Source organism: Exiguobacterium sp. s46 (genome assembly GCF_018618875.1).
GTDB classification, from domain to species: domain Bacteria; phylum Bacillota; class Bacilli; order Exiguobacteriales; family Exiguobacteriaceae; genus Exiguobacterium_A; species Exiguobacterium_A abrahamii.
On the sequence record NZ_JACSMY010000002.1, the window covers coordinates 221,612 to 245,688 of the forward strand.

Annotated in this window: 21 protein-coding genes; 18 read left to right on the plus strand and 3 right to left on the minus strand. The window is 46.6% G+C overall.

Annotated elements, in window-relative coordinates; all coding sequences use genetic code 11:
- The first annotated feature begins 137 nt into the window (after nucleotides 1-137).
- The 6 genes from KNQ08_RS12685 to KNQ08_RS12710 all read left to right on the plus strand — a co-directional run bounded on the left by KNQ08_RS12685 (nucleotide 138) and on the right by KNQ08_RS12710 (nucleotide 8,683).
- Nucleotides 138-623, plus strand: a complete 486-nt coding sequence (locus tag KNQ08_RS12685) for a MarR family winged helix-turn-helix transcriptional regulator (RefSeq protein ID WP_029343299.1) — start codon at nucleotides 138-140, stop codon at nucleotides 621-623.
- On the plus strand, nucleotides 616-2,340 hold the full coding sequence (locus KNQ08_RS12690) for an ABC transporter ATP-binding protein (RefSeq protein ID WP_214806030.1): 1,725 nt from the start codon (nucleotides 616-618) through the stop codon (nucleotides 2,338-2,340). The genes KNQ08_RS12685 and KNQ08_RS12690 overlap by 8 nt, the downstream gene beginning before the upstream one ends.
- The gene (locus tag KNQ08_RS12695) at nucleotides 2,337-4,193 is read left to right on the plus strand and encodes an ABC transporter ATP-binding protein (RefSeq protein WP_285800985.1); all 1,857 of its coding nucleotides are present in this window, start codon (nucleotides 2,337-2,339) and stop codon (nucleotides 4,191-4,193) included. The genes KNQ08_RS12690 and KNQ08_RS12695 overlap by 4 nt, the downstream gene beginning before the upstream one ends.
- Nucleotides 4,194-4,408: 215 nt before the next feature.
- Nucleotides 4,409-6,205, plus strand: coding sequence for a mechanosensitive ion channel (locus KNQ08_RS12700; RefSeq protein WP_214806032.1), 1,797 nt, complete (start codon nucleotides 4,409-4,411; stop codon nucleotides 6,203-6,205).
- Nucleotides 6,206-6,421: 216 nt separating this feature from the next.
- Nucleotides 6,422-7,810 (plus strand): branched-chain amino acid transporter BcaP, encoded by a 1,389-nt coding sequence (gene bcaP, locus KNQ08_RS12705; protein ID WP_023466930.1) that lies wholly within the window; start codon nucleotides 6,422-6,424, stop codon nucleotides 7,808-7,810.
- Between the two features lie 93 nt (nucleotides 7,811-7,903).
- Nucleotides 7,904-8,683 (plus strand): GNAT family N-acetyltransferase, encoded by a 780-nt coding sequence (locus KNQ08_RS12710; protein ID WP_214806035.1) that lies wholly within the window; start codon nucleotides 7,904-7,906, stop codon nucleotides 8,681-8,683.
- 21 nt (nucleotides 8,684-8,704) lie between these two features.
- Here the strand turns inward: KNQ08_RS12710 and KNQ08_RS12715 are convergent, their stop codons facing one another.
- Both KNQ08_RS12715 and KNQ08_RS12720 read right to left on the minus strand, forming a co-directional pair.
- Nucleotides 8,705-9,151 (minus strand): NUDIX hydrolase, encoded by a 447-nt coding sequence (locus tag KNQ08_RS12715; RefSeq protein WP_214806037.1) that lies wholly within the window; start codon nucleotides 9,149-9,151, stop codon nucleotides 8,705-8,707.
- Nucleotides 9,148-10,242 (minus strand): nitric oxide synthase oxygenase, encoded by a 1,095-nt coding sequence (locus tag KNQ08_RS12720; protein WP_483299298.1) that lies wholly within the window; start codon nucleotides 10,240-10,242, stop codon nucleotides 9,148-9,150. The genes KNQ08_RS12715 and KNQ08_RS12720 overlap by 4 nt, the downstream gene beginning before the upstream one ends.
- Nucleotides 10,243-10,429: 187 nt before the next feature.
- Between KNQ08_RS12720 and KNQ08_RS12725 the strand changes: the two genes are divergently transcribed.
- Nucleotides 10,430-11,287: a YihY/virulence factor BrkB family protein gene (locus KNQ08_RS12725; protein WP_023466934.1), complete on the plus strand. Its 858-nt coding sequence runs from the start codon at nucleotides 10,430-10,432 to the stop codon at nucleotides 11,285-11,287.
- A 50-nt stretch (nucleotides 11,288-11,337) separates the two neighbouring features.
- Here KNQ08_RS12725 and KNQ08_RS12730 read toward each other — a convergent pair whose 3' ends face one another.
- The gene (locus tag KNQ08_RS12730) at nucleotides 11,338-12,168 is read right to left on the minus strand and encodes a sulfite exporter TauE/SafE family protein (RefSeq protein WP_251133709.1); all 831 of its coding nucleotides are present in this window, start codon (nucleotides 12,166-12,168) and stop codon (nucleotides 11,338-11,340) included.
- A 133-nt stretch (nucleotides 12,169-12,301) separates the two neighbouring features.
- Here KNQ08_RS12730 and KNQ08_RS12735 point away from each other — a divergent pair, with 133 nt between their 5' ends.
- From KNQ08_RS12735 to KNQ08_RS12785, 11 genes are all read left to right on the plus strand, one after another.
- Entirely contained in the window at nucleotides 12,302-13,150 is an 849-nt protein-coding gene (locus KNQ08_RS12735) for a LysR family transcriptional regulator (protein WP_214806042.1), read from the plus strand.
- A 144-nt stretch (nucleotides 13,151-13,294) separates the two neighbouring features.
- Nucleotides 13,295-13,558: a metal-sensitive transcriptional regulator gene (locus KNQ08_RS12740; RefSeq protein ID WP_023466936.1), complete on the plus strand. Its 264-nt coding sequence runs from the start codon at nucleotides 13,295-13,297 to the stop codon at nucleotides 13,556-13,558.
- Between the two features lie 54 nt (nucleotides 13,559-13,612).
- Nucleotides 13,613-14,092, plus strand: coding sequence for a DsrE/DsrF/DrsH-like family protein (locus KNQ08_RS12745; RefSeq protein WP_023466937.1), 480 nt, complete (start codon nucleotides 13,613-13,615; stop codon nucleotides 14,090-14,092).
- Between the two features lie 22 nt (nucleotides 14,093-14,114).
- The gene (locus KNQ08_RS12750) at nucleotides 14,115-14,474 is read left to right on the plus strand and encodes a rhodanese-like domain-containing protein (protein ID WP_214806044.1); all 360 of its coding nucleotides are present in this window, start codon (nucleotides 14,115-14,117) and stop codon (nucleotides 14,472-14,474) included.
- 25 nt (nucleotides 14,475-14,499) lie between these two features.
- Nucleotides 14,500-14,796: a rhodanese-like domain-containing protein gene (locus tag KNQ08_RS12755; RefSeq protein WP_023466941.1), complete on the plus strand. Its 297-nt coding sequence runs from the start codon at nucleotides 14,500-14,502 to the stop codon at nucleotides 14,794-14,796.
- A 28-nt stretch (nucleotides 14,797-14,824) separates the two neighbouring features.
- A complete protein-coding gene (locus tag KNQ08_RS12760; protein ID WP_064300579.1) occupies nucleotides 14,825-15,400 on the plus strand; it encodes a sulfurtransferase TusA family protein in 576 nt (191 codons plus the stop codon).
- A gap of 35 nt (nucleotides 15,401-15,435) precedes the next feature.
- Complete coding sequence (locus KNQ08_RS12765; protein ID WP_050678930.1) at nucleotides 15,436-16,572, plus strand: MBL fold metallo-hydrolase; 1,137 nt, start codon at nucleotides 15,436-15,438, stop codon at nucleotides 16,570-16,572.
- Nucleotides 16,573-16,615: 43 nt separating this feature from the next.
- Complete coding sequence (locus tag KNQ08_RS12770; RefSeq protein WP_029343316.1) at nucleotides 16,616-16,843, plus strand: sulfurtransferase TusA family protein; 228 nt, start codon at nucleotides 16,616-16,618, stop codon at nucleotides 16,841-16,843.
- Between the two features lie 184 nt (nucleotides 16,844-17,027).
- A complete protein-coding gene (msrB, locus tag KNQ08_RS12775) occupies nucleotides 17,028-18,128 on the plus strand; it encodes a peptide-methionine (R)-S-oxide reductase MsrB (protein WP_050678931.1) in 1,101 nt (366 codons plus the stop codon).
- A 144-nt stretch (nucleotides 18,129-18,272) separates the two neighbouring features.
- Complete coding sequence (locus KNQ08_RS12780) at nucleotides 18,273-21,170, plus strand: S8 family peptidase (RefSeq protein ID WP_214806046.1); 2,898 nt, start codon at nucleotides 18,273-18,275, stop codon at nucleotides 21,168-21,170.
- Between the two features lie 145 nt (nucleotides 21,171-21,315).
- Nucleotides 21,316-23,886, plus strand: coding sequence for a HAMP domain-containing sensor histidine kinase (locus KNQ08_RS12785; RefSeq protein ID WP_214724996.1), 2,571 nt, complete (start codon nucleotides 21,316-21,318; stop codon nucleotides 23,884-23,886).
- Nucleotides 23,887-24,077: the final 191 nt, after the last annotated feature.

Genomic DNA, 24,077 nt, shown 5'->3' on the forward strand with positions numbered 1-24,077 from the left:
CCTTGAGCATAGCAAAAACTATGTGATTTTTCACATTGCCTTTTCGTTGACAATCAAAAATAATCGGCGTAATTTAATTCATATAAGTAATTGTTCCTTTTGGAACGATTTGAAATGGAACAAGGAGGCGAAACAAGATGGATCAAACGGAAACGACCCGTTCGACTGCGATGATGCAGTCGTTTTGGAATGTCCAGCGCCATCTGGTCCGAGCAGCGCATCAGACGGCACAAGAAAACGGACTCAGTTTACCGCAATTTCATAGCTTGATGACAATTGCACCGCGTGGACCGATCTCGCAAAAAGAGCTCGCTGCACATACGCACTTACCGAAAAGTACCCTCAGTCAGTCGATTGAAGGTCTCGTCCAATCGGGCTGGGTCATTCGGGAGACGAATCCCGACAATCGACGGGAAGTCGTCTTAAAGCTTAGTGATCAAGGGCAGCAATTCGTCACTGACATCAAGGAACAAGAGAAGGGGATGCAACGTCAACTGGAGCAAGTGCTTGCGACGATTGACCCGGACGTATTCGAACAGATGCTTGAAACACACGCAGTGATTGCTGAGGGAATCGGTCAGATTTTACGTCCAGATCTGAAAGGAGGATGTTCGGATGATTAAGTTACTCAAACGGTTGACGGTCTATAAATGGGCGGTCCTTGCTGTGCTCGTCTTGGTTTTTGCGCAGTCGATGTCCGATTTGTATTTACCGACACTGATGGCGGACATCATCGATAAAGGCGTCGTTACCGGCGATACCGCGTATATCTGGAAAATTGGTGCCGTCATGCTCGGGATAACCGGTGTCGGGGCGTTAGCTGCCGTTGCCGCCAGTTATTATTCATCGAAGGCGTCGATGGGACTCGGACGGGATATCCGTCGCCAAGTCTTCAACCATGTTGAACGGTTCTCCCTGCAAGAGTTCGACCAAGTCGGAACGGCGTCATTGATCACACGGACGACGAACGACATCACGCAAGTCCAACAAGTCGTCATCATGATGTTACGGATGGTCGTCAGTGCGCCGATCATGTTCATCGGTGGATTGATCATGGCTGTCTCAAAAGATGCCAAACTATCGCTCGTCATCGTCGCGGCGATGCCGGTCCTTGTGATTTCAATCCTGTTGATCCTGTGGAAAGGGGTTCCGTTGTTTGGGAAAGTCCAAAAACGACTCGACCGTCTGAACCTCGTCCTGCGGGAGAACTTGACGGGGATCCGTGTCATCCGTGCCTTTAACCGGGAACGTGATGAACAAGTACGATTGACAAAAGCGAACGCAGATTTGACAGAAGTCTCGATCAAGGTCAATAAAATCATGGCGTTCTTGATGCCAGTGATGATGCTCGTCATGAACTTGACGGTCGTCGGTGTCATTTGGTTCGGGGGCATTCGGATCGATAATGGCGGCATGCAAATCGGGGATTTGATGGCATTCATCCAGTACGTCATGCAAATCATGTTCGCGCTCGTCATGGCGTCGGTCATGTTCGTCATGATTCCGCGAGCAGCTGTCTCGGCGAAACGGATCAATGAAGTTCTCGAGATGACACCAACGATGACAGATGAGGGGACACAAACCGCTGACCGTGAAAAAGGAACGCTCGTCTTTGATCGTGTCACGTTCCGTTACCCAGGTGCTGAGACACCTGTCTTATCCGACATCAGCTTTGCGGCACGACCAGGTGAAGTGACGGCTGTGATCGGCGGAACGGGTTCCGGTAAATCAACTCTCGTCAATTTGATTCCTCGTTTTTATGACGTGACGGAAGGGAGCATCCGGGTCAACGGTGTCGATAGCCAGGATGTACCGCAAGAGGAACTGCGGTCGAAAATCGGCTTCGTTCCCCAAAAGGCGCTACTGTTCACGGGTACGATCGCTGAAAACATTCGTTTCGGGAAAGAGGACGCGACAGACGAGGAAGTCGCGCATGCGGCGCAAATCGCACAAGCGACCGATTTCATCGAACGGATGCCGGACGGTTACGAAGCACGGATCGAACAAGGTGGATCGAACGTCTCCGGTGGGCAAAAACAACGGTTGTCGATTGCGCGAGCACTCGTTCGTCGACCAGATTTATATGTCTTTGATGACAGTTTTTCGGCGCTCGACTTTAAAACTGATGCGGCACTTCGGAAAGCCTTACGGGAAGAAACACGCGAGGCAACCGTCTTGATCGTCGCTCAGCGTGTCAGCACCGTCATCGATGCCGATCAAATCATCGTCCTGGATGAAGGGAAAGTCGCTGGAATCGGAACGCATGATGAATTGTTTGCTGACAATGCCGTTTATCAGGAAATCGTTAAGTCACAACTATCAGAGGAGGAAATCGCATGAGTGAGAAAAAACGACCTGCCGGCGGTCCTCCGCCTGGTGGTCCCGGTGGCGGAAATATGATGATGCTCGGAGAAAAACCAAAGGATTTCAAAGCAACGTTCCGTCGTCTGCTTCGGTATCTGCGTCCGCGTCGAACGGCACTCGTTGGTGTTTTCCTCGCAGCCATCCTCAGTACGGTCTTCATGATTGCCGGTCCGAAAATCATGGGGACGGCAATCACGGAATTGTTTGAAGGGGCATATGCGAAGTTCCAAGGTGTACCGGGAGCAGCAATCGATTTCACGAAAATCGGACAGATCCTGCTCTGGCTCGCTGGACTGTATATCATCAGTAGTCTGTTTAATTACTTGCAACAGTATTTGATGTCAGGTATCGCTCAAAAAACAGTCTACGATTTACGCGAAGACGTCAATCATAAACTCGAACGCCTGCCGTTGAAATACTACGATGGTCGTCCGAACGGGGAGACACTCAGCCGCGTGACGAACGATATCGATACGATCGGCAGTACGTTACAACAAAGTGTGACATCGTTCATCACCTCAATCGTAACAATCGTCGGGATTCTGATCATGATGTTGACGATCAGTCCGCTGTTAACACTGATTTCGCTCGTTTCGTTGCCGGTTTCGATCTTTGCGATCCGACCGATTTTGAAACGTTCTCAAAAGTATTTTGCTGACCAACAACGGACACTTGGCCAATTGAACGGACACGTCGAAGAGATGTATACCGGACACTCAGTCGTCAAGGCGTTCGGACATGAACGCAAAGCGGTCGAGCAGTTTGATGCCGTCAATGAAGAGTTATATGAAGCAGGACGTAAAGCACAGTTCATCTCCGGGATCATCATGCCGATGATGATGTTCATCGGAAATATCAGTTACGTCCTGATCAGTATCGTCGGCGGGATTCTCGTCACGCAACGGGCGATCTCGATCGGGGATATCCAAGCGTTCATCACCTATACACGCCAGTTCACGCAACCGATCACACAGACGGCGAACATCGCGAACATCGTTCAATCGACGGTCGCAGCAGCAGAACGTGTCTTTGAATTACTAGACGAAGAAGAAGAAATCAAGGAAGTGACGACACATCGTCTCGCGCAGGCTGAAGGAGCGGTCGCGTTCGAACACGTTGATTTTGGTTACGGAACCGATCTCTTGATCAAGGATATGAACATCGATGTCGCACCGGGACAAACGGTCGCGATCGTTGGACCAACGGGTGCCGGTAAGACGACGATGATCAATCTATTGATGCGCTTTTATGAGTTGAACGGGGGGACGATCCGGATTGACGGCATCGATACCCGCGAGATGTCACGCGAAGACTTACGGACGACTTTCGGGATGGTCTTACAAGATACGTGGCTTTTCAACGGTACGATCCGAGATAATCTTGCTTACGGTAAGAGTGGAGCGACCGAGGAGGAAATCATCGCTGCAGCCAAAACGGCACACGCTGATCACTTCATCCGGACGTTGCCGGACGGGTATGATACGGTCTTGAACGAGGAAGCCTCGAACATCTCGCAAGGTCAAAAACAGTTGTTGACAATCGCGCGGGCCGTTCTTGCCGATCCGCCGATCATGATTCTCGATGAAGCGACCTCTAGTGTAGATACACGGACGGAAGTCTTCATCCAGCAAGCGATGCGTCGCTTGATGGAAGGGCGGACGAGCTTCGTCATTGCCCATCGTCTGTCGACGATCAAGGATGCCGATCTGATTCTCGTCATGAATCAAGGAAGTGTCATCGAACAGGGCACACATGAAGAATTACTCGAGGCAGACGGGTTTTATGCAGATCTGTACAACAGTCAGTTCTCTGAAAAAGAAGTCGTTTGATATAAGGCAGTGTCGTCAATTAGACGATACTGCTTTTTTCCGAAATGATTGTTGTAGCAGTGTATCCTCACATATAGCAAACATCCCATTTTTTGTATTGAAAACAAAAAACGCCACATTCTGGTACGGACACGGGTTTAATAAATCCTTTAGCTGGGGAAATTAAAGAAGTGTCAGAAATATATAATTTTATTTAGGTGAAGGAGTGTGGCAGGATGAATAACATTTGGAACGGAACGTCGTTGAACTTGAACGGCATTCTCGGATCACTCGGCAACTTGCTTGGAGCGATCATCATTTTCTTGATTGGATGGCTCATTGCCAAGCTGATCGCGAACGGAGTTCAAAAAGCGTTAGAGAAGTCTGGGGTCGTCAACAAGTTGTCACCTCAAAAAGAGGGTACGCCACCAAAGAAGAAAAAGTGGACACCTGAAAAAATCATCGGAACCGTCGTCTTTTGGGTGCTCATGGTCTTCGTTCTTATCTTGGTCTTCAACATCCTTGATCTGAACATCATTGCTGGACCACTTGCGGATACGATGAGTACATTACTCGCGGCAATCCCGAATATCTTGAAAGCAGCCCTCATTCTTCTCTTGGCGTACGTCATTGCGGTCGTTCTCCGCATGATCATCGTCAAAGCAGGAACGAAGTTGATGGCGAACGACAAAGTGCGTTCGAACAAGATGCTTCAAGGTCAGACGGATCTTTCAACTTATCCAAAAGTAGCAGGGGAGATCGTCTTCTACCTCGTCTTGCTTCTGTTCCTACCGGGTGTACTCGGTGCGTTGAACATTGAGAGTGTCTCACAACCGTTCAGCCAATTGTTATCGTCATTCCTTGGATTCATTCCACGCTTGATTGCTGCGGCAGCCATCTTCTTCGTCGGCTTCCTCGTAGCGAAAATCGTCCGCGATATCGTGACGAATTTCCTTCATGCTGTTGGAACGGATAAATTTGCAGCTCGCTTCAACCTTGGATCAACGGATCAAAAAGATGCGAAATCACTTTCGTCGATTCTCGGAACAGTCGTCTTCATCTTGATTCTGATTCCAATCACGATTTCAGCACTTGATCAATTAAACATTAAAGGAATCACAGGACCAGCGATCAACATGTTGAACGATGTCCTTGGTATGATTCCGAACATCATCGTTGGTGTCGTTCTAATTCTTGTCGGTCTTTACGTCGGACGTTTCATCAAGAAATTCGTTACGGATCTCTTATCACGTCTTGGATTCAACAACCTGACACGTCACTTGAAGATCGGTTCATGGGATGCGAACCAAGCTTCTACATCACCAGCTTCAATCGTAGGTGCACTCGTTGAGATCGTCATCGTCGTTCTCTTCGTCGTCGAAGCATTCAACTTGATTGGTCTTGACTTCATGGTCGACCTCGGTCGTGCCGTCCTTGCGTTCTTACCGAGCGTCTTGACAGCGATCATCATTCTCGCAATCGGGATCATCGTCAGCAACCTCGTCAAACGTACGATGGACAGCTTGTTCGGCAACTCTGAACTAAAAGTCCTCTCAAGCGTTGCGAAGTATGCGATTCTTGCACTTGCTGTCTTCATGGCACTTGATCAATTGGGTGTTGCTGATACGATTGTCAACTCGGCCTTCATCTTGATCCTTGGAGCACTTGCGCTTGCTTTCGGTCTTGCCTTTGGTCTTGGTGGACGTGATAATGCATCGCGTTACCTCGATCGTCTGCAAAAGAAAGCAGAGAACACGGAAGTCGACACATCGAACCTTCCAAGTAAGTCAGCATCGACTTCTTCATCACCGAGCTTGAAAGATGCAGCAAAAGGTGCAGCTTCACAAGCAGCAGATGATGTCACACCAGATCGTGCACCACGTTCAGCGCGCTCTTCTTCAACGGATGAGACGACACATGGTACACCAAAAGGTGCATTGCCAGAAAACGATTTAGCACAGCAAGATGATTACCCGATCGATCCAGATGATCATAAAGGTCCTAACCTCGATCATCCAAACGATCGTCCGTAATACGAGTACATCCTTTCCTCTCATTTTGAGGAAAGGGTGTTTTTGCGTTGACGCATCAAAGCGTTGTCGCATTTTCACAAAAGTGGTTTGACCACTTTGTGAAAAAATACAGAAAAAAAGACTTATCGAACCTGACATCGTTTGTTATGATAAGAAAGTCAATTACCTCAATGATTTGAATATTCAGAAAAAAGAGAAAAGTTCGGAGGATGAAACATGAGTTTGCTTCGCAAGAAAGATGTCAGTGTGATGATGGACATGAAACAACATTCCAAACTGGCACGTCACTTATCAGGGTTTGACCTTATTTTACTTGGAATCGGTGCCATCATCGGTACCGGGATTTTCGTTCTGACAGGAACGGGCGCTCTTTATGCAGGACCTGCTTTACCGATCTCATTTATTATTTCCGCTATCGTCTGTGCGCTCGCAGCCCTTTGTTATGCTGAATTCTCGTCGATGATTCCCGTCTCAGGTAGTGTATATACGTATACATACGCAACGATTGGGGAAGTCGTGGCTTGGATCATCGGCTGGTGTCTCATTTTAGAATACGGACTCGCTTCGAGTGCCGTTGCGACCGGCTGGTCAGGGTACTTCCAGTCACTGTTAGCAGGCTTTGGTCTCCATTTACCGACAGCTTTAACAGCTGCTCCAGGTGCTGTACCAGGAAGCGAAACGTTCTTTAACTTACCAGCGTTCTTGATTCTGATGGTCATCACGCTCTTGCTTTCGCTTGGGATTAAAGAGACAAAACGCGTCAACAACATCATGGTACTCGTCAAAGTTGCCGTCGTCGTCTTGTTCATCGTCGTCGGGATCTGGTATATCGAACCAGGCAACTACAAGCCGTTTGCGCCGTTCGGTATGAGCGGTGTCCTGCAAGCATCAGCGATTGCCTTCTTCGCTTATCTTGGATTTGATGCCGTCACATCGGCAGCAGAAGAAGTCAAAAACCCGGGACGTAACTTACCGATTGGGATTCTAGGATCGCTTGCGATCGTTACCGTTTTGTACGTCGTGGTCTCTGCTATCATGGTCGGAATCGTTCCATTCAAACAGTTTGAAGGTGTTGATAGCCCAGTATCCCTTGCCTTAAAAGTGGCTGGCCAAGACTGGGTCGCTGGATTCGTTGACTTAGGAGCCATCGTTGGTATGACGACGGTCATCCTCGTCATGACATTTGGTCTCGTCCGTCTCTTGTTCGCGATGAGCCGTGACGGATTATTACCGAAAGTCTTCTCAGACGTCAATGAAAAGTCACACACACCAGTTAAAGCGACTTGGATTCTCGGAACGACTGCTGGTTTAATCGCTGGATTCGTGCCGCTTGGTACACTTGCTGAATTGATCAACATCGGAACACTGGCAGCCTTCTCGCTCATCTCGATCGCGGTCATCGTCCTACGCCGGACGCGTCCCGATTTGAAGCGCGCCTTTAAGGTTCCGTTCGTCCCAGTCTTACCGATTTTGTCAGTCCTTGCTTGTATCATGCTCATGTTCAACTTACAACCATTCACGTGGATTGCCTTCTTTGTCTGGACAGCCATTGGATTACTGTTGTACTTCGGATATGGACGCAAGCGTTCGAAACTCCATCAATGAATCGACTAACACCCTTGGCGACAAGGGTGTTTTTGTATGCAGGAAATGAGGCGAACGAAAGCGAAACAGCTCAGTGGAAAAGGAGGTTTTTCGATGATTCATATTCAACGCGCACCTGGCGTAAAAACGGCGTACAAAGCGATGCAGGATGGATTCCAAGATTATTTGATTCCACTGCACTTATCGGAAGCAGAATTCCAAGAGCGCATCATCGAACGAGACGGGAACCAATTGGAGCATTCATTCGTTGCCTATCATGGAGAAATACCGGTCGGTCTCTGGCTGAACGGTTGGAAGGAGATCGAGGGTCAACGCATCATGCGGTGTGGGGGACTGGGGATTTCACCACAATATCGTCGTCTTGGGATCGCGAAAGCCTTGTATCAAGCACAACTGAGCCATGCTAAAGAAATCGGAATGGATGGTCTGATGCTTGAAGTCATTCAAGGGAACGACCCAGCGATTCGCTTGTATGAATCGCTTCACTATACGATTGTTGGAGAAATCGGATATTTTCATTTAACGGATGAACGTCAAGAAGCCGCTCTGCCGACGCTCGAAGAAGTGGAGTTTTTAAAACAATACCATGGACAAGGGGAATACATCTGGCAGCAAGATCCTCATGTCATGCAGCAATTACAAACGGATTATTACCAATTAGAAGCAAGTGTAGTGGCAGTAGCCGGATCATCTCTCTTGTCAGTCGTAGGTCCAGCAGAACAAAAAGCAAGACACGCGACAGAAGTCGTCCGTCGTTTACCGGGAACGACCTACCATTATCAATCAACAGATGTGCAGATTTGGGAGGCGTTACGTTCTGAAGGGTGGACTCAGCGGGATTTGAAACAATACATCATGCGTCAGTCGCTATAAACAAAAACCGCTGCTATTCATTTAGCGGCGGTTTTTGTAGTCTTCAATCATTCGAGCGTGAGAACCGACCAAATGATCAGGTAAGTCATCAAGCGGTACGAACTGGAGCTTGATACTCTCATTACTTTGTTTTAACATTCCAATCGGATGTTCACCGATATAGGCGAGGGTGACGCTTTGAAAGACGTCTCCGTTCGCTAACGTCGTCACGTATTGCGGACCGGAGTAGACATCGAGTAACGTTAATCGTTCCACCTCTAAGCCAGTCTCTTCTTTAAGCTCTCGACGAGCGGTCTCTTCCGGTGATTCCGCCCATTCCATCAATCCTCCTGGTAAACCAAAGCGGGCTTGTGTTTCGTTTCGTTGTTCGAGCAAAATGTGCTCGTTTTGTACGACGAGGACGACGGAACCGACAAGAATGATTGGGTCATGACCGATTTTTTGACGTAACTGTTCGACATAATTCATTTCAATGCTCCTTGGTGAAACGGACAGCCGGTTACAGGTGCCGTCTGTGTTGATTTTGGAAAGAAGTTCGGTCGTTTGATTTCCGGGTCGTAATCCTTATGGAACATATGCGTCGTTGCCCCACTCATCGGTGGCACGAGCCAGGACCATTCCCCGGTGACATCACGACCACACGCCGCTTCGTTTTTTTCAAAACGAGCGAACTGTTTGGCAGCCGTATGGTGATCGACAATCGTAACACCGGCACGTTCGAACGATTCGAGTACAGCAACGTTCAGTTCGACGAGCGCTCGGTCTTTCCAAAGCGAACGTTCACGCGAAGTATTCAGACCGAGTTGTGTCGCGACGAGCGGTAACAGATCGTAACGATCCGTATCGGCAAGGTTACGAGCACCGATTTCTGTTCCCATGTACCATCCGTTGAACGGAGCACACGGATAGACGATGCCACCGATCTCAAGCTGCATGTCGGCAATCATCGGCACAGCATACCAGCGGACTTCGCGACCACCGAACAGATCATAGTCAGGATGCGTGATGCTGACTTCGAGCACGAGCTCATCTGGAATCGGATGCAGGCTGACTTGTCCATCGAGTTCAATCAAGAGGGGCAGGATATCAAAGGGTGTACGCGCTCCGGTCCAGCCAAGTGCTTCACATTGTCGCGTCAGTTGGATCGAAGCCGGATCACCGATGATTCCTGTTGCGGTTTCGTAACCAGCGTAGCGGATCAGTTGATGATTATGCAGCCGGACACGTGTCGGATGGAAAATCGTGATCGTCGAGCGAATTCGTCCCTCGTTCGTCGCGAACCGGATATGCTCAAATAACGCGTCGCGGACCGCTTCAACGGTCAACGCATCCCGCGCGTCAAAGACATGGAGTTGTTCCCAAAAGAGACGTCCGACACATCGGTTACTGTTCCGCCAAGCGAGCTTCGCACCGAACGCGAGCTCGGAAGCCGTCTGTTCGTACGTTCCTGTTGTTTCAATCGAACGGATGACTTCTTGCTGACGTCCGGCCATTTCGGGGTATTGCTCTATATAAGAAGTAAAGAAGCATTCTGCTTCAGTTTGAATGAGTGAGTACACGAATCGAAATCCTTTCTAAAAAACAAGCACGATACAATCTCTGTTCCTAGTGTACCCCGCGCAGAACCGAAGCGCCAAACTTGAATGATGTATAAGGTTGTTATAAGTTCAAAAGACTTCCAAAAGTTTAAAGGAGGTATGAAATGGGGGATAGTGTAGAGAATTAGTTGAAAGTGAGGAAATTTGTATGTCTTTAATCAAACCTGTATTTGCCCGTTTTTTTGGTGAAGCCTTTTTTGATAAATCGGCTCAGCTCGCCTATTATCTGATGTTGTCCTTATTCCCGTTCTTATTATTCGTAGTTGGGATCGTCTCGTTCTTACCGTTTACGTCCGATAACGTGCTGGATTTAATTCGACCGTTTGCTCCGGCAGAAACGTACGACTTGATTCAGCGAAACGTCGTTGGAATCTTTGATCAAGGTGGCTTCAAACTTGCCTCGATCAGTTTCCTTGCCGCCTTTTGGCTTGCTTCGATGTCGGTCCAGTCACTTGTCCGCTCGCTGAACGATGCGCTCGAAGTGACGCGAAAAGCGCCATTCTGGCGCGGACTGTTGCAAGACTTCGCCTTTACGATCGGGATGATGATCATCTTACCGATTTCGTTGATTGTTCCGATTTCAGAAAAGTTAACACGGCGTTTCATCAACCACTTTGCAATCGTCGCTGATTTCGTGACGAATTATTCGTGGATCTGGTTCTTATTCCGCTGGGGACTCGGGACGTTGTTCTTACTTGTCTTTTTCATATTATTGTATCGGATCTTACCGAGTGTCCGACTAACGGTTCGTCAAGTACTCCCTGGAGCCATTTTTGCGACGATTGCCTGGCAAGTCGTCTCGGAATTCTTCTCTTACTACGCTGAGTTCGGTAGTTACGATCGTCTTTACGGTCAGCTTGCCGGAATCATCGTCTTGATGACATGGTTCTATTTGTCCGCTGTCGTCCTGATGTTAGGGGGACTGATGAACGCGGAACGCATGCGTCAGAAAAAAGAAGCAAAAATCATGAAACCGCAAAAAATCAAAGAAGAAAGCGTGCGTTAATCATTGAGCACGCACAAAAGCAGCTGACACATCGTCAGCTGCTTTTTCATTTAGGCTGTTTTGAGAATCCGGTAACCGAAGACGCTCAAAAGGCTGAGTATGAACAGAGCGAGTAAGACGAGTGACAGATAGGGAAGTCCGAACACTTTGACGATGACGCTTAAGGCGACAACACCATAAAAGATTCCTAACGTCTTTTGGACGAACGGTTCATTGAAGCTATGCAAGAGTGACGCGCCGAGTGGTGAGCCGATGAACGCACCGACGATTAAAGCAATCCCGAGTGATAACGGGGCACTGGTTCCGGAAGCAACATAACTCGTCACGCCTCCAAGAACGATCAATGTCGCAGAGGCAATGCTCGTTCCGATTGCTTGTTTGAGCGGGAAACGAACCCAGGCGAGCAAGAGCGGAGTCAACAAGAATCCACCGCTGACACCCATTAATGAAGAGAGAATTCCGGCAGCAAGTCCGATGACAGCGAGCTTCACGACGGAAGCATCATGGACCGGAAAAGACGGACGTTCCTTTGAACGGGGACGAAGGAATTGAATCGAAAAACCAATCAGTAAGACAATGTAGAGACTTGATAAGACGACATCAGCACCAGCATGACGCTCGAGCCAAAAGACAATTGGTGTGATCAACGCAGAACCGATGATGCCAGACAGACCAATGATCCCGGCATCACGAAAACGGAATGTTTTTAATCGAAGATGTGAAAGCGTGCCGGTCACAGTCGATCCGAGTGTCAGCAACAGACTGAGGACAATCGCGGTGCTGGCTTCATAGCCGAGAATCAATAAAAGTGGGGTCAGGATGATGCCGCCACCGATTCCGAAAAAGCCGGAGAGTATGCCGATGGTTGCTCCTAATAACATAAATGAGATATACATCATGAAACAGTCCTTCTTTCTAATACGTGATACCTTGAGTATGAAAGAGGAATACAAGATTATAAAAATGAATTAATTACATACAAATGATTATGAAATGTAATGAGGAGGGGTATTGTTGAAATTAACTGAACTGAGAACGTTCGTCACACTTGTTGAAACACGTCATTTTACGAAAACAGCGGAACAGTTATTTCTATCGCAACCGACGGTCAGTGTTCACGTCAAACGACTAGAAGAAGATATCGGACATTCATTGTTAATACGTGATTCATTCGCAATAGGGGTCGAGGTATCGGAAATGGGCTGGATTGTCTATCGCCACGCGAAAGAAATTCTTTTCCAGCTCGAACAGATGCAGTCCCAGCTGGATGAATCGGAAGGTGTCTTCCGCGGAACCTTACGGATCGGAGCAACGCATACGATTCACGAAATGTTGCTCGATAATATGATTCATCTGTTTTCAAGCGTTCATCCTAAGGTATCACTAGATATCCAGTTAATGAACCATGATCAAGTGGCAGCAGCCTTAAGACATCGTGAGATTGATCTCGGGATGATTGAGGGAGAATTGACACTTGATGGAATCAAACAAATCGTCTTTGCAAAAGATCAACTGCACATCATTGGTGTGTCCGACCTTTCGTTAAACGATGCGACGTGGATCGTTCGCGAAGAAGGATCCGCATCCCGCTATGCACTTGATCGTTGGCTGGATGCTTCGTCAATCGTGCCCGCAAGAACGATTACAGTTGATGCCAACTATTTAGTGCGCCAACTTGTTTTTAATGGGAGTGGCATTGCAGCATTGTCGGAACGACTCGTCACGTCTTTCCCGTCTGAGTCTTTTACGCTTCATGCGAAAGGGATCTCTAAACGAACGTTTCGTTATCTGTTACCAGAGAAGATGCCCACTCGCCTTGCAGAACATTGGATCACTTTTTTACAGGCGAATTGGAAAGGTTAAATGCAAAAAGATTTCCGGACGTTCTACAATGGCGACAAAATCGGAAATCTTTTTCGTTGACTTATACCCATGCGGGTATTATTGTATGAAATGTACCAACGAGGTATGACGCATGTCACATTTAAAAAAGGAGATGGACTTCATATGGAAAACGGTTATGAAGATCGCATCATTCATCGGATGAATCGGATTGAAGGACAAATCCACGGCATCGTTCGAATGATGAAAGAGGAGGCGTCTTGTAAGGATGTCGTCACACAACTGAGCGCTACACGTAGTGCAATCGATCGCGTCATCGGTCTCGTCGTCAGTGAAAACTTGATCGACTGTGTCCGTCAGGATGATGCGACGGAAAATCATGAACAAGCCGTTGCAGAGGCTGTTCAACTCTTAATGAAAAGCAGATGAAAAATTTTTACGAATTAATATACCCCTTAGGGTAAAAATGGAGGATTTACGTTCATGTCAGATACGAAAAAAACAACCATCGTTTTATTTAGTGGAGAGTACGACAAAGTCATGGCAGCTTATATCATTGCCAACGGTGCAGCCGCATACGATCACGAAGTCACGATTTTTCATACCTTCTGGGGTTTGAATGCGATGCGTAAGGATGAACCGATCCAGCCGGATAAAACATTCCTTGAGAAGATGTTCGGTAAGTTCATGCCACGCGGTGCTGATAAGATGCCACTCTCGAAAATGAACTTCGGTGGTGCAGGTCAAAAAATGATTAAAAACGTCATGAAGAAGCACAATGCGATGCCGCTTCCGGACTTAATCGAATTAGCGAAAGAACAGGATGTCAAACTCGTCGCCTGTACGATGACGATGGATTTACTCGGTTTGAAACAGGAAGAATTACACGACGGGATTGAGTATGCAGGTGTTGCCGCCTACCTCGCCGATGCGGAGAACGGAAACGTCAATCTATTCATCTAATAATCTGAAGGAGGAGTGACGCATGGATGTACTATCGATTATCTTGTTGCTCGTCGTCGGCTATCTCGCTTATAAGATGTTCGCCCCAACAAAAGGCGTCAAGCAAGTGTCGACCACGGAACTGAAGCCGTTACTAAACGACCGCAAACGATTTTATCTCGATGTTCGGACAGCGGCAGAATTCAAAGGCAATCACATCAAAGGATTTAAGAACATTCCGTTACAAACGCTAAACAGTCAACTGAATCAAATCCCGAAAGACAAAGAAATGCTCGTCATCTGTCAAAGCGGGATGCGAAGCAAACAAGCCGTCAAAGTACTAAAAAGAGCCGGTTATACGAATGTCACGGAAGTCCGTGGCGGAATGAATGCCTGGCGCTAAATCGAATCAAGAGGAGGAATTGAACATGAAACGCATGACAGCAACAGAAGTACAGGAAAAAATCGAACGTGGTGAACAACTGAACGTCATTGATGTCCGGGAAGTCGATGAAGTCAAAGAAGGAATGATTCCGGGAGCGATCCATATTCCACTCGGATTGATTGAATTCAAGATGAACGAACTCGACAAGAAAAAAGAGTATGTCATGGTATGCCGTTCTGGTGCGCGCAGTGGTCGCGCAACGACATATCTCGAAGGACAAGGATATGACGTGACGAACATGGATGGCGGCATGATGTCGTACGAAGGCGAAACGAAATAATACCCCACACCGTAAAGGAGCGAATTGTATGACTAGGATTAAATCAGATATCGTATTGGACGCCAAAGGTCTCGCTTGTCCGATGCCAATCGTTCGGACGAAAAAAACGATCAAGACGTTAGAACCGGGACAAGTCATCGAAGTCCAGGCGACGGATAAAGGATCAACTGCAGATCTCCGTGCCTGGGCAAACAGCACCGGCAATCATTATTTAGGCACGATTGAAGAAGGCGAAGTGCTCCGTCATTACGTTCGGAAATCAACAGGTGATGTCACGGAACCAGCAGCATTCGCTCAAACCGTCGACAACGCAACAGTCGAAGCAGCACGCCAAGACGACTCGATCACGGTGCTTGATGTTCGTGAACAAGCAGAATATGCCTTCGCCCATGTACCGGGAGCCATCAATATTCCGTTAGGCGAACTGGAGACACGCCATGCAGAACTGGATTCAAATCAGACGATTTATGTCATCTGCCGGACAGGTAGCCGAAGTGACATGGCATGCCGACAGCTCAGTGACAAGGGGTATACGGTCCACAATGTCGTACCGGGTATGCAGGAATGGGCGTCTGAGACGACGACACTCGTTTCAGCGAAATAATACAACAGCGTAAAGTAGAGGAGGAACGAATAGATATGGCACAAGCAATGACAGCCGCACAAGTTACAAAAAAAATCATTGGACGTGAGTCTCTGTTCATCTTAGATGTCCGGAATGAGGATGCGTTTCAAGATTGGAAAATCGAAGGAGAGAACTTCAAGTACCTCAACATTCCGTATTTTGAATTGTTGGATGGTGTCGAGGAGATTCTCGATCAGCTTCCGACGGATCAGGATGTTCTCGTCGTTTGCGCAAAAGAAGGTTCATCGATTTTCGTCGCCGATATGCTAGAAGAAGCAGGACGAGACGTATCGTATCTGTCAGGCGGTATGAAAGCATGGAGTGAACATCTAGAACCGATTTCACTCGGAACGCTGAACGAAACAGGAACTGATCAAGGCGAAGTCGTTCAGTTCGTTCGAATCGGTAAAGGGTGTCTCTCGTATATGGTCATCTCAGAAGGAGAGGCCGTACTCATCGACGCGACACGAATGACAGATGTGTATTTGGATTATGCCGCATCACGCAACGTCACGATTAAGCATGTGTTTGATACACATCTTCACGCGGATCATATTTCTGGAGGACGCGACATCGCCGAAAAAACAGGCGCGACATACTGGTTGCCGCCAAAAGATGCGACGGATGTCACATTCGATTATGCACCACTTGAAGACGGTAGTACGGTTCAAGTGGGGGATACAGCGATTGAAGTACGCGCTCTTTATTCCCCAGGACATACGATTGGATCGACTTCATTCATCGTCGATCAGCGTTATTTATTGACGGGTGATACCTTGTTCATCGACTCGATTGGTCGTCCGGATTTAGCAGGTCTCGCGGAAGACTGGGTCGGTGATTTACGCGATTCGCTCTACAACACGTATCGTGATCTTTCACCAGAACTCATCGTCTTACCGGCACATTTCATGATCATTGAAGAATTGAACACGGATGGTAGTGTAGCGGAAAAATTAAGCATCTTACTTGCGAACAATCATGGTCTCAACATCGACGATGAAGCAACATTCCGGAAAATGGTCACAGAGAACCTGCCGCCACAACCGAACGCATATCAAGATATCCGTGAAACAAACATGGGGAAACAGACACCCGATCTTGAGACACAACGGGAAATGGAAGTCGGACCGAATCGCTGTGCGGTACGCTAAGCCGATTCATAACGAACATCAAATCATTCAGGAGGAATACAACATGAAATCAGAACTCGTACTCGACGCAAAAGGACTTGCTTGTCCGATGCCAATCGTAAAAACAAAAAAAGCCATCGCTGGACTCGAATCAGGTCAAATCCTTGAAGTCCATGCAACGGATAAAGGGGCAAAAAACGATCTTCAGGCGTGGGCGACATCAGGTGGTCATGAACTCGTCAAACATGAAGAAGAAGCAAGCGTCCTAAAATTCTGGATTCAAAAAGGTTAATTTCGAAAAGGGCCGATATGAGGCTCTTTTTTTCGTGGAGAAACACAAAAGAACTCTACATAGTATTGAATGTGCTTCTTTTGAGCACATGCTACGACAAGACGGCAGTAGCGCGGTACAGTTAAATAAAAGAACATCCAATAGACGTCACGCGACGTAAGCTAAATAAAGGAGGCGAAGGGAGATGAAGAAACGAATGTGGACGATTGTATCAGTCATCGGTCTCATCGTCATCATGGTCGGGGGATACTTCGTGTTCCAGCAACAGCAGGCAAAATCAAGCGGCAGTAAGGAATTGAGTTATCAACCGGAAGAGACGGCGATTTTAGCCGGCGGGTGCTTCTGGTGTATGGAGCCCCCGTTCGAAGAGTTAAAAGGGGTCAAGTCCGTCATTTCTGGTTACACCGGCGGCGATGTTGAAAACCCGACGTATAATCAAGTATCAGCTGAGACGACAGGTCATCGGGAAGCGGTATTGATCACGTTTGATCCGAACGTCATCTCATATAAACAATTACTAGATGTCTACTGGCGTCAAATTGATCCGACGGATGAAGATGGTCAATTCGTCGACCGTGGTGAGTCTTATACGACGGCGATTTTCTATACGAATGAGAAACAAAAAGAAATCGCAGCGCAATCGAAACAAGAGTTAGAGAAACAACAAGTCTTCGATGATAAAATCGTCACACCGTTGATTGCGGCAGGTCCTTTTTATGAAGCGGAAGCATACCATCAGGATTACTATTTGAAGAGTGAGAAGAAATATAAGTTTTACCGGGCAGCTTCTGGACGCGACGACTTCATCAATCGCTACTGGAACGATCAGCCAAAGCTCGATCTTCCAACGTATCCAAAATTATCAGATGCAGAAATCAAAAAGAAATTAACCGCCATCCAGTACAAAGTGACTCAAGAAGACGGAACGGAACCGGCGTTTGATAATCCGTATCACGATTTGAAAGCAGACGGTATCTATGTCGATCTGATTTCTGGCGAACCATTGTTTTCATCAAACGATAAATATGATTCGAAGACAGGATGGCCGAGTTTCACGAAACCACTCGAGCCAGGTAATATCATTGAGAAAAGTGATTTTTCAATCGGCATGAAGCGGATGGAAGTCCGGAGTCGTCACGGAAATGCGCATCTGGGACACGTCTTCTCGGATGGTCCAGAGCCAACAGGACTTCGGTATTGTATGAACTCGGCTGCCTTACGTTTCATTCCAAAAGAGGAATTGAAACAAGAGGGATACGGTGAATATGTAGCAGATTTTAAATAATCATTAAAAGGCATCCGATGCTCATATGCATGGGATGCCTTTCCTTTCAAAATTGTAAGATACATCCATAAAATAAATATCCATTTTATCCAGTTACTGTTTATAATCAAGATAAAGTACATCCATCTTGAAGGAGGAACAGGCGTGAAGAAACTGGTGATTTGGGTCATGCTGAGCTGTCTGATTTTGACACTCGGAGTAGGACCTACGACAGCAAAGGCGGAAACAGCCCTTGCTAAAGCAACGCTCTTGAAAGTAGGACAAGAAACGACGCTTGAAACAGGAACGGAAGAAAAAAATACATATTGGTACCGCGTCAACCATGAAGCGGGTGTAGAAAAGACCGCGTCACACTTCGAACTATCGATCGATACGGATCAACCTGTTCAAGTAACGGCGTATCCGAGTGAAGCGATGGCTGCGGAAGACGATACGTTTGATCGTTACCGGACAGAGGCGGAGCCAGATGAAAAAAACCTTACAAAATTAGCCGTTCCATATGCATGGGATGGACCGTATTATGTCAAAGTCGAATATTACCCGAACATCGAAGAAGGTAAGACGACGAAAGCCGCTCATGTCAAGTTGACGTATAACAACGTCAAATTACCTGTCGAGTATGAGCCAATCAATGACATCAGCTGTATGGCGGAAGAAGCACTCAAACAAACAAAAGAAGAAAAGCCGATGCTCGCACTCATGCACTCGATCCAAAAGCAAGTATTGAGCCAATCGGATGCAGGACGTGCTTTGACATCGCTTTACTACAAAGCGTCACCTTACGTCGTCAAAACGCTTTTATTCAATAAAGAAAAGCGTCAACAAGCATATGAAGATTTAAAAACATTGAAGCCGGCGATGGAATCACTCGTACGTGGAACATCGTACACGTTGACGAAAGCCGATCAACAAGCTGTCGATCGTCTCTACAAATTATCACGTGAAGCATCACCTGCTGTGATTGCGGAAGAGATTGATGGATATGCCAACAAAATGGATGTCTCTAAATTAAGTGGAAGCAAATTGAGCGAAACATTCCAATCACTGGGAATGAACATTCAATCAAAAGAAGCAACACGTTATATCGTTAAATTAAAGCCAGGTAAAATGAACCGTTCGATGAAGATTGCGGGTGTTCAGGCAACGGATGTGGAACGTTTATCCCTTGGTAATGCGGGAGACTTCGTCATCGTGACGGAAGACCCAACTGTCAAAGGTCAATCGGCAACCGCATTAAAACAATCGCTCAACCGTTCGTCAGCTGTTGAGTACGTCGAGAAAATTCAGACGTATCGCGCAACGAAGGACATCAACTTCGATTATCAATGGGCTGTCAACAAAAAGACCGTCTTTGAGCAATTCGATAACGTTGGGATCGGGTTTGAAGCGTTCCAACAACGTTTCGGTTCGAAGAAGTTAGCGCCTGTTAAGATTGCAGTCATCGATACAGGTGTCGATTATCGCTTGAAGGACTTACAAGGAAAAGTTGATATCGCAAATGAAAAGAACTATGTTTCCGTCAACGGTGACGGGGATGCGATTGATGATAACGGTCACGGAACACACGTAGCAGGCGTCATCGCAGCAACGATGAACAACGATTACGGGATCCAAGGAATTCATCAATCGGCACAAATTTTGCCGGTTAAAGTCTTGAATGCAAATGGCGAAGGCGAAACAGACGCGATTGCACTCGGGATTAAATATGCAGTCGATCATGGCGCAAAAGTCATCAACATGAGTCTTGGTGGCGGTGAGAGCCGGACGATGGCGTATATGATGGAATATGCAGCTAAAAAAGGTGTAACAGTTGTTGCCGCTTCAGGAAACGACTATGACATGATGGTCGGTTACCCAGCGAACTCGGAATATGCGATTTCTGTCGGAGCGACGAATCCGCTTGGAATGGTTGCTGATTATTCGAACTATGGTATCGGACTTGACGTCGTGGCACCAGGATCAAAAGTCGCTAGTTTAATTCCAGACGGTAACACGGTGTATATGGATGGAACAAGTATGGCTTCGCCACACGTTGCAGCAGTAGCAGGTATCTTGAAGTCACTGAACCCGAAACTGACACCAACACAAATCGAACAGATCTTGCGTAAGAGTGCAGAGCCACTTGCGTTTGAAAATCCAAACGACTGGTTCGACTTTGAAGAAGATGAAGATGGGGAGAAGATGGAACCTGAATTCCCAGCTTACGTCAGCCCAGTCTCTGGATACGGAAAAGTCAGTATTCCACGCGCGATCTCTCAGTTGAATTTGAACGGGAATATCAATGACGTCTATGATAACCAATTGTTTGTCTCTGGAACAGTCAAGACAGGAACGAAAGTTGAAGTGTGGGCAGCACTCGTAACGAAAGATAAGAATGGTAAAGAAACGACGACGAATAAAAAGCTAGCTACGACAACGGCTCAAGCAGGAAAATACAGCGTCAAGATTCCGCGGCAAAACCAAAAGACGGTCTTGACGGTTCGGTATGCGAATGGACTAGACGTCACGTCGGAACGGACAGAAGTCCTTCCTGGAAAAGCACCAAAAGCACCGAAGGTCAAACCGGTTCTTGCTGGTGCGACAAAAATGACAGGTACAGCTCTTGCTGGCGGTACGATTACAGTCAAAGATGCGAAACAAAAGAAAATCGCCACAGCAAAAGTTGATGCAAAAGGTCATTTCAGTGTGAAATTACCAAAACAAGTCGGTGGTTCAAGCTTGATCGTCACAGTAACGGATATTGCTAAACGTACAAGTAAACCGACGATCGTAAAAGTCCTACCAGCACCAACAGCACCCAAAGTGAAATCAGTCTATGCCGGACAAACGAAAGTAACCGGGACAGCTGAAAAGAAATTGAGTGTTTATGTAAAAGATGCGAAGAAAAAAGTCATCGGAAAAGGAACAGTTTCTGCAAAAGGCAACTATTCTGTCAAAATTCCGAAGCAAAAAGCAAAAGCGAAGCTTTCCGTCTACGTTAAGAATACACGTGGTCAAGTGAGCCCTGTGACTTCTGTGACAGTGAAGAAAGCAAAAAAATAAGCGAATAAAAAGACCTTTTTTCGGGTACATTCCGAGAAAAGGTCTTTTTTTGTATATCCTAGCTGTTGCTTCGAAAGCGTTTCTATTATATTTAAAGAAACAAATGAAAAAGCATCATTCGATGAATGATGAGGAGGATACATTCATGGTGAATTGGATTCGGCGACGAATCGGTCGGCAGTTGCTGACTGTTTTTTATGCGGTACTGATCGTAGTATCGATTACTTCGTTCTTTGTCTATGACTATATGGAAGGACGAATCGAAACATCAAAACAGAATCTCGAGACGATCAGTGAACAAAATCGCCGGGCCAATGATTTGTGGGACAATTGGCAAACCGTCCAGTTTGGATTGCGAGGATTCGTCATTTTTGGTAACCAAGAACGGTTTGATGAGATTCAGGCGCTCCGAACAGATATCAAAAGTGAGACGGATTGGTTCATGCGAAACGCAAAAACGGATGAAGAAGAAGAATTCGCAGCGCAAATGACGAATTTATATGAGTTATACTATGATGCCTTGTTCCCGTTGACCCAGTCTTACGTTAATGAAAAAAAGGCGAATCGGATCAATGAGGACTTCTTACAGGGGGATAGTCTGTTTTCTTTGCCGATTGCCGAGCGTCTTGTTGATCAAGGGCGATTAAAGCCAACTGCCGATGGTTCGATTGATATTACGCCAGATATTGAAAAAGCATCTGCAGCACTTGAGGAATACCGGACGAATCTCAGCAAACAACAAGAAACGGCTGTCGGAGAATTACGAAGTGAGGTCGCAAAATCACAATGGATTTGGATCTCCAGTATTGTTGTGCTCATCGCCTTCATTCTCTTATTCGTGCACCCGTTCCTTCGCCGGATGACACGACAATTACTACGCTTAATCGATGATAATCAGAAGCTCGCTCGGAAAGAACCGATTAAGATTGATAAAGCTGCCGAGCAGCGACCAGACGAAATCGGATTGTTGCGCGCAGCCTTTAATCGGATGGTCGTGACGACAAATGCCCATACGGATGCGATGCAGGGCAAAAACGAAGAGTTGCAGGCGCAAAGTGAAGAGTTGCTCGCGCAACAAGAAGAACTGCAAGCGCAACAAGAAGAACTCGAAGAAGCGTATCAAACAACGAAAAAGAATGAGGAAAAGCTCCGATTGCGTAGCGAATTGACCGAGGCGCTTGCTGTTCGTGAAACCGTCGAATCGTACCCGGCAATCGTTCAAAAGATGATCGATATCACCTCTTCGGAGTACGGTGCCCTATTGCTCTATGAAGAAGGACAGTTCATGGGTGCGACGACGAATGGGATGACGATGGATTATTTAAAAGTTCTTTTGAAAGATGAGATGTCCGTCATCAATCGATCGGTTCGGGAGATGAAATTCGTCCAATCGGAAAAACGGGTGACGCGTCAAAAAGACTATCCATATTCATTTAGCACGTATGAAGTGACGATTCCTATCGAAGATCCAGAAACGCATGAATTGATTGCAGCCATCTATCTGGTTCGTTATAAATCTGCCTATAAAGGACAGCAGTTAACGGATATTCGCGAGTTCGCGCAACAGATGACGTTATCGCTCCTACGAACGCGTTCTTACGAAGGGATGCGTCAAGAAAAAGAAAAGACCGAGCAAGTGTTGGACTCAATCCGAGAAGCAATCATTTATCTTGAGGATGGAAATGGAGAATTATACGTCAACCGTCCGTTGTTTGAGTTAATTCCAGAACTACAATCGGAATTTACGGTAGATCGAACGTTACCGTCGAGTGAGTACGTCATCAATGTAATGCGTCAGTTGGTGGATGACGTCGAAGCCTTTAATACGTATCTAGATTTGATTCGTTCTGGTGAGATTTCACCGGACAAGGTCCGATTTGATATTCGAAACAACACCGCTCATCTCGAAGTCTACGCGGAACGTATTGATGTTGTCGGAGGATGGAAGGGAATCATCCTCGTCTTACGGGATATTACCCGGGAAACAGAAGCCGATCGTCTCAAAACAGAACTCGTCTCGACCGTATCGCATGAGTTACGAACACCACTCTCATCTATTTATGGTTTTACAGAGTTGATGCTGAATCGAAAGATCGATGACTCAAAACAGCAGAAATATCTAGCGACGATCCATAACGAGACGGAACGGTTATCGAACCTCGTCACGGACTTCTTAGACGTTCAGCGAATGCAGTCAGGTGGACAGTTGTACCAAATGGCACATCTCGATTTGTTTACCCTAACTGAACAAGTGATGTCCTTGTATGACGCTTCAAGTGAACAGCACGATCTCCATTTGCAGTTGCTCAGCCCGGATCGTCCATTCATTTTAGGAGATGAAGACCGGATTAAACAATTAATGAGTAACTTGATCAACAATGCGATCAAGTATTCTCCAGATGGTGGGCGCATAGATGTCTGGATTGATACGAAAGACGATCAAGCCATCATTGAAGTGAAGGATGAAGGAATTGGGATTCCGCATCATGCCTTTGCTCACTTGTTTGATAAATTCTATCGTGTCGATAACTCGGATACACGTCGAATCGGTGGAACGGGACTCGGTTTATCGATTTGTAAGGAAATCGTCAAAGAACACGAAGGCATCATCCATGTCGAATCTGAAGTCGGCAAAGGTAGTCGATTCATCATCGTGTTACCGCTCAGTCTAAGTGAATCCATTGAGTCGACAGAAAAAAATCGACGTTCTAGTTAAAGAAAACGTGATACGTTCCAGTTAAACCGTGTTCAGACCGCTTAGGTGTGAACACGGTTTTTGGTTGTTTTTAAAATGAGTAATCGTGCGAAAAAAAGATTTCAATAAAATAAAAAAAGAGTGAATAAACAGCAATCCTGAACCGATATACCTATAGGACAAACGAACTATGGTTAAAAAAGGAAAGGGGG